The following is a 6,806-nucleotide window of genomic DNA, read 5'->3' as shown; positions in this document are numbered from 1 at the left end:
GGTTCCGGCTGGGGGGTGGGCATTGGGGCGCGGGGGGGGGGGGGGGGGGGGGGGGCCCTGGGCGGGCCCCGGGGCCCGGGCAGGGCCACCGGCCGTGGGCACCATCGTCCAGCGCCATTCCGGCCGCCGCACGATCGACCTCGCCAGTGGCGTCCGCTGGGAGCGGCTCACCCCCCACCAGGATGCCCAGGTCGACTTCCTGGAGGTCGTGTACGCCCCCTACGGCCGTTCCACCGACAGCCGCTCGCCCATCCGGCACGAGGGCCGGGAGTACCAGCTCGTCCTCACCGGCACCCTGCACGCCGACATCGGCTTCGAGACGTACGTCCTTGAGGCGGGCGACTCACTGGCCTTCGACGCGGCGGCCCCGCACCAGTACCGCAATATGACCGAGGAGGAGGTCCGGGTCATCTCGGTCGTCGTCCACGCGCAGTGAGCGGACCTCTTCCTCAGACCTTTTCCTCAGACCTTTTCCTCAGACCTTCTCCTCGGCCGGGGTTCACTCAGGGCGTGCAGACGACCCCCGTGCACTGGGCGGACTCGCCGTTGCCGGAGGCGTGGTTGCCGCCCGCGTCGAGGTTGCCCGAGTCGGCGTAGATGCCCCAGGCGTTGTTATCGCGGGCGGTGTTGCCCTGGAGGGTGTGCACGGCCTTGGAGACGGAGATGCCGTCGCCGGAGTTGGCGTTGGCGGTGTTGCCGATCAGCCGGTTGCCGGTCCCCGAGGCCGCCTCGCCGGAGATGTAGATGCCGCGTCCGTTGTTGTTGTTGGCCTGGTTGAGTTCCAGGGTGTTGCCGAGCGACCCCTCCAGGGTGATCGCGTCGCCATTGCCGTAGTTCGCGATGTTGGACCGGATCAGGTTGTTGTCGGAGTAGCTCAGCTCGATGCCGCCGGGGTTACCGCTGACGTCGTTGCCGGTGATCGTGGAGCCGTGGGCGTCCTGGAGGAGGATGCCGCTGTCACCGCTGTTCTGGAGCGTGTTGGACAGCAGGTGGTTGCCGGTGGACTCGGACACGGTCAGCCCGGCGTCCGAGTTCAGGGAGGAGGTGTTGCCCTGGACGAGGTTGTTGTTCGAGGCGAGCTGGAGGACGATCGCGCCGTCGCTGTTGTTGGTGACGGTGTTGGTCAGCAGGGTGTTGCCGGACGCGCCCTCCAGGACCAGTCCCGCGTCCCCGCTGTCGGCGATGAGATTGCCTTCGAGGCGGTTGGACGCGGAGTTCTCCACGAAGACGCCCTCGCCCTGATTGAAGGTGATCGTGTTGTCGGCGATCACATTGCCGCTGGATCCGCCGATCAGCGTGACACCTCTCTGGGCCTGCTGGTCGATGAGGTTGTCCTGTACGCGGTTGTCGACATCGGCGTTGTTGAGTTCGACGCCGGCGATCTCGTTGAGCTGGAGGGTGAGCCCTTCGACGAGGGTGCCGGACGTGCCGGGGTTGAGCAGTACCCCGTGGTCGAACTCCTGCACCACGCCGGGGGTGCCGGCGCCGCCGGTGACGGTGGTGTTGTCGAACCCGTTGTTACGGATCCCGACGCCCAGGCCGATGCCGTCGACGGTGTGTCCGGCCAGGTCGATGGTGATGCCGTGGGCGGCGACGACCAGTCCGTCACCGGGGCAGTTGAGCAGGTCGGCTTCGAGGACGACGCTGGTGGTGACCGTCTGGCCGCAGGTCAGCGGCACGGCGTGGGCCGTGGGCGCGGACATCAGCACGCCGAACAGCGCGGCGGCACCGACCGCCGCGAGCCAGCCTGAGGTGAGTATCCGGGCCGAGGAGCGCGTCCGGGCCGGGGACGATGTCCGGGCTGAGGACGGCGTCCGGGAGAGGCGGATCATGCCGAGACTCCTTCTGTCATGTCATGTCATGTCGGGCCATGCCGTCATGTCGTGATCTGTCATGGCAGCGCGAATCAGCCCCAACGGGCCGAACCCCTGGGGCAGATGACGAGGCGGACTCTCCCGCCTTCCGGACAGCGTCAAGCGAAAGTATGGCGAGGGCTATGAAGCGGCAAAGAATGACCAGGGAAGGGTGAAGGTTGGCCGAATCATCCCGTATTTATACGATCTTCACCGCTCGGGCACGCCCCGTACGGCGTAGTACCCCGGTACCACGGACCGGCGTGGTTCAGCCTCCCGGTACCACCGGGGTGGGGTGATCCGGCGCCTAGCGTCGCTGGTGGGGGCGTCGCACGCGACGGACACCACAGGCCGACAGGAAGAACACACATGATCGAGGCACGGCAGTTGACCAAGAGGTACGGCGACAAGACGGCCGTCGACGGACTGGACTTCGTCGTGAAGCCGGGCTCGGTGACCGGCTTCCTCGGACCCAATGGGGCGGGCAAGTCCACGACCATGCGGCTGATCGTCGGGCTGGACGCCCCGACGAGCGGTTCCGTCACCGTGAACGGCCGCCAGTACTCCCGCCATCAGGCCCCGCTCCAGGAGGTCGGTGCCCTGCTGGAGGCGAAGTCGATCCACCCCGGCCGCTCGGCGTACCAGCATCTGCGGGCGCTCGCGCTGACCCACGGCATTCCCGACCGCCGGATCGAGGAGGTCATCGACCTCGCCGGACTGAGCACCGTGGCGAAGAAGCGGGCCGGTGCCTTCTCCCTCGGGATGGGCCAGCGCCTGGGCATCGCGGCGGCGCTGCTGGGCGATCCGCAGACGGTGATGCTGGACGAGCCGGTCAACGGGCTGGACCCCGAGGGTGTGCTCTGGATCCGCAATCTGCTCAAGACCCTCGCCGCGGAGGGGCGGACGGTACTGGTCTCCTCCCACCTGATGAGCGAGATGGCACTGGTCGCCGACCACCTGATCATCGTGGGGCGCGGGCGGCTGCTGGCCGACACCACGGTGTCCGAGCTGATCCGCGACGCAGGCGGGAACACGGTGAAGGTGGCGACCCAGGACCCGGCGCGGCTGCGGGACGTACTGGCGGGGCCGGGCGTCGAGGTCACCGGCAAGATCGGCTCCGAGGAGCTACAGGTGACCGGGATCACCGCCCGCGAGATCGGGCTGAAGGCCGCCGAGCACGGGATCGCCCTGTTCGAACTGAGCGCGCGGACCGTGTCACTGGAGTCCGCGTTCATGGAGCTGACCAGGGACGCCGTGGAGTACCACGGCTCCACGACGGCCGGGGCCGACATCCTCGGGAGGACCGCATGAGCACCCTCACCGCCCCCACCGAAGACCCCAGGACCGCCGCGGCCCGTCCCCGCTACCGGGTGACCGGGCGGCGCGTGCTCCACTCCGAGTGGGCCAAGCTGTGGTCCCTGCGCTCGACGTGGATCACCCTGGGCCTCGCCCTGCTGTTCCTGGTGGCCTTCGGCCTGATCTCCGCGAGCCGCTATCAGTCCGGGGAGGGCCCAGGCCAGCAGGACCAGGAGTTCGCCGACGCGACGGCCGTCAGCCTCTCCCTCTTCGGTATGGGCTTCGCCCAGCTCGCCCTCGGCGTGCTCGGCGTGCTGGTCACGGCGGGCGAGTACTCGACCGGCATGATCCGCTCGACGCTCGCGGCGGTGCCCCGCCGGCTGCCCGTGCTGTGGTCCAAGGCGGCGGTGTACGGGCTGGTCGCGCTGATCGTGGGGACGCTGGGCGGGTTCACCGCCTTCCTGATCGGCAACGCGATCCTCTCCGGCACCCCCGCGGCCATGAGCCTGTCGGACCCGGGGGTCGTGCGCAGCCTGCTGGGCGCGGGGCTCTACCTCGGACTGGTCGGGGTGCTCGGCGCCGCCCTGGGCTCGCTGCTGCGGTCGGTGGCCGGCGGGATCTCCGTGCTCGTGGCCACCATGATGCTGATACCGGGACTGATCTCCCTGCTGCCCAGTTCCTGGCAGGACAACATCAGCCCCTACCTCCCGTCCAACGCGGGCGAGGCGATGTTCGCCCTGACCCATGACTCGACCATGCTGTCGCCGACCTCCGGGATGCTGGTCTTCCTCGGCTGGACGGCCCTGGCGCTGGCGGGTGCGGCGCTCCGGCTGACCCGCAGCGACGCCTGACCGGCCGCACCATGGCAGCGTGACCTCCGTGACCTCCGTGACCACCGATGACATCAGCGCCATGGGGCCGCTGGTCGCCCGTGTCTCCCGGGGCGGCCGGCGGCTGCGGCGGGCCGACCGGACGCATCCGTGGGTGCTGGACACCGCGGTCGTCGTCGTCGTCTTCCTCGTGTTCTGCCTGCCCGACGTTCTGCGCGGCGGTACCGCCGGTGACGCCGACGTCCCGAGCCGCTTCCGGCTCGCCTTCGCCCAGCTGCCCGTCGCGGGGATGCTGGCGCTCCAGGCCGGTCTCGTACTGCCCCTGCTGTGGCGGCGGCGCAGACCGCTCGCGGCCTTCGCCGCCATCACGGCGGTGTTCGTCCTCCAGTGGTCCCTGGGCGCCGTGCTGCGCGCGGACGCCGCCCTCTTCGTCGCCCTGTACAGCCTGGCCCTGCACGGCAGGCTGCGGCAGCTGCCCTGGGCCTGCGCGGCCACGGTGGGCGCCATGGTGCTGGTGGCGGTCCGCATCTCCGGGGTGGTGTCCGTCTGGGACGCGCTGTTCTTCCTGCTGAGCACGGCGACCGCGGCCCTCACGCTCGGCCTGATGATCCGGATCCGCCGCGCCCAGCTCGCCGGACTGCGGGAACGGGCGGCGCGGCTGGAGGTGGAGCGTGATCAGCGCAGCAGGCTGGCCACGGCCACCGAACGCACGCGGGTCGCCCGCGAGATGCATGACGTCGTCGGGCACAACCTGTCCGTCATCATCACCCTCGCCGACGCCGGCGCCTACGCCACGGACATCGACCCCGAACGGGGCAAGGAGACCCTGCGGCTCATCGGCGACACCGGCCGCCAGGCCCTCGGCGAGCTGCGCCGGGTGCTCGGCGTACTGCGCGAGACCACGGACGGTCCCACGGGCGGGCCCCCGCTCAGCCCGCAGCCCGGCATCGCCGACCTTCAAGCCCTGTGCTCCGGGGTGCGCACCGCCGGACTGGAGGTCGTCTACCGGACCTCCGGCGATGTGGACACCCTGGACAGCGGAGTACAGCTGACCGTGTACCGCGTCGTTCAGGAAGCTCTCACGAACACCCTGAAGCATGCTGCCACCGGCACCCGGGTGCGTCTGTCGGTCCAGGTCGAGGGCAGCAGGCTGACCGTCCGGGTCGAGGACAGCGGCCCGGCCACCCCGGCCGGACCGCCGAACGAGGAAGGACACGGCCTGGTGGGTATGCGCGAACGAGCGGCCCTGTACGGAGGCACCGTCAGCGCGGGGCCGACGGAACAGGGAGGATGGAGCGTCGAGGCGGTTCTCGACCTCACACCCCCGGGCGGCGACCGATGACCACCGTACTGATCGTGGACGACCAGCCCTTGCAGCGCTACGGCTTCCATCTGCTGCTGGACTCCGTCGCCGAGACCGATGTCGTCGGCGAGGCCGCCCACGGCGCCGAGGCCGTGCGCAAGACCGCCGAACTGCGCCCGGACATCGTCCTGATGGACGTACGGATGCCCGGCATGGACGGCATCGAGGCGACCCGCCGGATCGTCGCGGCCGGTGGCCGCTCGCGCGTCCTCGTCCTGACCACCTTCGACCTGGACGAATACGTCCACGCCGCCCTGCGCGCCGGGGCCAGCGGCTTCCTCCTCAAGGACGCCCGCCCCGACGAACTCCTCGCCGCCATCCGCGCGGTGGCCTCCGGCGACGCCGTCATCGCGCCCGCCCTCACCCGCCGCCTCCTGGACGAGTACACCCGCTACGTCCCCGCCCACCGCGCGGACCGGACCGGGGACTCGGCCCTCGGCTCGCTCACCGAACGCGAGCGCGAGATCCTCGTCGCCGTCGGAAAGGGCTGGACCAACGGCGAGATCGCCACCCGGTTCGTCCTGTCCGAGTCCACCGTCAAGACCCATGTCGGCCGCGTCCTGGCCAAGATCGGGGCCCGCGACCGCGTCCAGGCCGTGATCTTCGCCTACGACCACGGCCTGGCCCGCCCCCACGCGAACTGACCCGACGCACAGCGCGGCAACCGGCGAGGCCGCTTCAGGGCGCGACGGCGTGCCGCCGGCCTGGCGGGTGTCACTCCGGCGCGGCGGAAGTATTACCGCCGGGTCGTTTTCGCCTCCCGGCGCGGTCCTGCGCTGCGCGACCACTGTGCTCTGGTGGCCAGGGTTCGACGGCCTGCCATCGGCCTGGCGGGTGTCACTCCGGCGCGGCGGGAGTGCCACCTACCGGCCCTGCGGGTGCCGCTCCGGCGCGGTAGAAGTACCACCGCCGGGCCGTTTCCGCCTCCCGGCGTGGTCTTGCCCTGCGCGACCACCGTGCCCGGCCGCCGGGCTGGGGGGTCCGGCGGCACGGCGAGGAGGACGAGCTGGCTGATCCGGTGCGGGGTCCGGTGCGGGGTGTCCGGGTTGGGACGGCGGACGGGCATGTCGATTCCTCTCCCGTTGATGCGTGCGGGCGGCTCCGCTACCGGGTCCCCGGGCGCAACCGGGCGGCGGTGCCCAGGAGTTCGGGATGCGTCCGTCTGGTGTCGGGCGGGGTCGACGTCGTGTTCGACAGGGCTCACGCCGGTTCCGGCCTCGCCACCACCGCCGCGGCGGCCAGGCCGGGAGGCATCCCGGTCTCGCCGCTCGGTTGCCCGGCCGTCTTCGACCGCGGTGTCACCGTCCTGTACGGCGGCACGCGCGCGACCGAAGGACGCGTGGCGTCCCTCGCCGTCGAGGTCGTCCAGGGCGAGCTGCGCATCCCGGTCGACGCCGACCACCCCTTCGCCGGGGCCCGTCAGGCCCTTCCCGTCTTTATTGACGCATCAACAACCTGCTAGTG

7 protein-coding genes are annotated in these 6,806 nt (G+C 70.9%); 6 read left to right on the top strand and 1 reads right to left on the bottom strand.

The window, feature by feature from the left end; genetic code table 11:
- Nucleotides 1–94 precede the first annotated feature (94 nt).
- A complete protein-coding gene (locus ACFRFC_RS19710; protein WP_383112634.1) occupies nt 95–436 on the top strand; it encodes a cupin domain-containing protein in 342 nt (113 codons plus the stop codon).
- Between the two features lie 67 nt (nt 437–503).
- Here ACFRFC_RS19710 and ACFRFC_RS19705 read toward each other — a convergent pair whose 3' ends face one another.
- The gene (locus tag ACFRFC_RS19705) at nt 504–1,832 is read right to left on the bottom strand and encodes a nitrous oxide reductase family maturation protein NosD (RefSeq protein ID WP_382690189.1); all 1,329 of its coding nucleotides are present in this window, start codon (nt 1,830–1,832) and stop codon (nt 504–506) included.
- Nucleotides 1,833–2,222: 390 nt separating this feature from the next.
- On the opposite strand from ACFRFC_RS19705, the gene ACFRFC_RS19700 reads away from it, so the two are divergent.
- From ACFRFC_RS19700 to ACFRFC_RS19680, 5 genes are all read left to right on the top strand, one after another.
- The gene (locus ACFRFC_RS19700) at nt 2,223–3,164 is read left to right on the top strand and encodes an ABC transporter ATP-binding protein (protein WP_382690191.1); all 942 of its coding nucleotides are present in this window, start codon (nt 2,223–2,225) and stop codon (nt 3,162–3,164) included.
- On the top strand, nt 3,161–4,000 hold the full coding sequence (locus ACFRFC_RS19695; RefSeq protein ID WP_382690193.1) for an ABC transporter permease: 840 nt from the start codon (nt 3,161–3,163) through the stop codon (nt 3,998–4,000). Before ACFRFC_RS19700 ends, ACFRFC_RS19695 begins: the two co-directional genes overlap by 4 nt.
- 28 nt (nt 4,001–4,028) lie before the next feature.
- A complete protein-coding gene (locus ACFRFC_RS19690) occupies nt 4,029–5,321 on the top strand; it encodes a sensor histidine kinase (RefSeq protein WP_382690367.1) in 1,293 nt (430 codons plus the stop codon).
- Complete coding sequence (locus ACFRFC_RS19685; RefSeq protein WP_382690195.1) at nt 5,318–5,986, top strand: response regulator; 669 nt, start codon at nt 5,318–5,320, stop codon at nt 5,984–5,986. Before ACFRFC_RS19690 ends, ACFRFC_RS19685 begins: the two co-directional genes overlap by 4 nt.
- A 521-nt stretch (nt 5,987–6,507) precedes the next feature.
- Entirely contained in the window at nt 6,508–6,804 is a 297-nt protein-coding gene (locus tag ACFRFC_RS19680; protein ID WP_382690197.1) for a hypothetical protein, read from the top strand.
- The last annotated feature ends 2 nt before the right edge of the window (nt 6,805–6,806 follow it).

This window comes from Streptomyces sp. NPDC056734 (assembly GCF_042790455.1).
Lineage (GTDB): Bacteria > Actinomycetota > Actinomycetes > Streptomycetales > Streptomycetaceae > Streptomyces.
The sequence above is the reverse complement of the archived record's forward strand: the minus strand, read 5'-3'. Positions and strand labels throughout refer to the sequence as shown.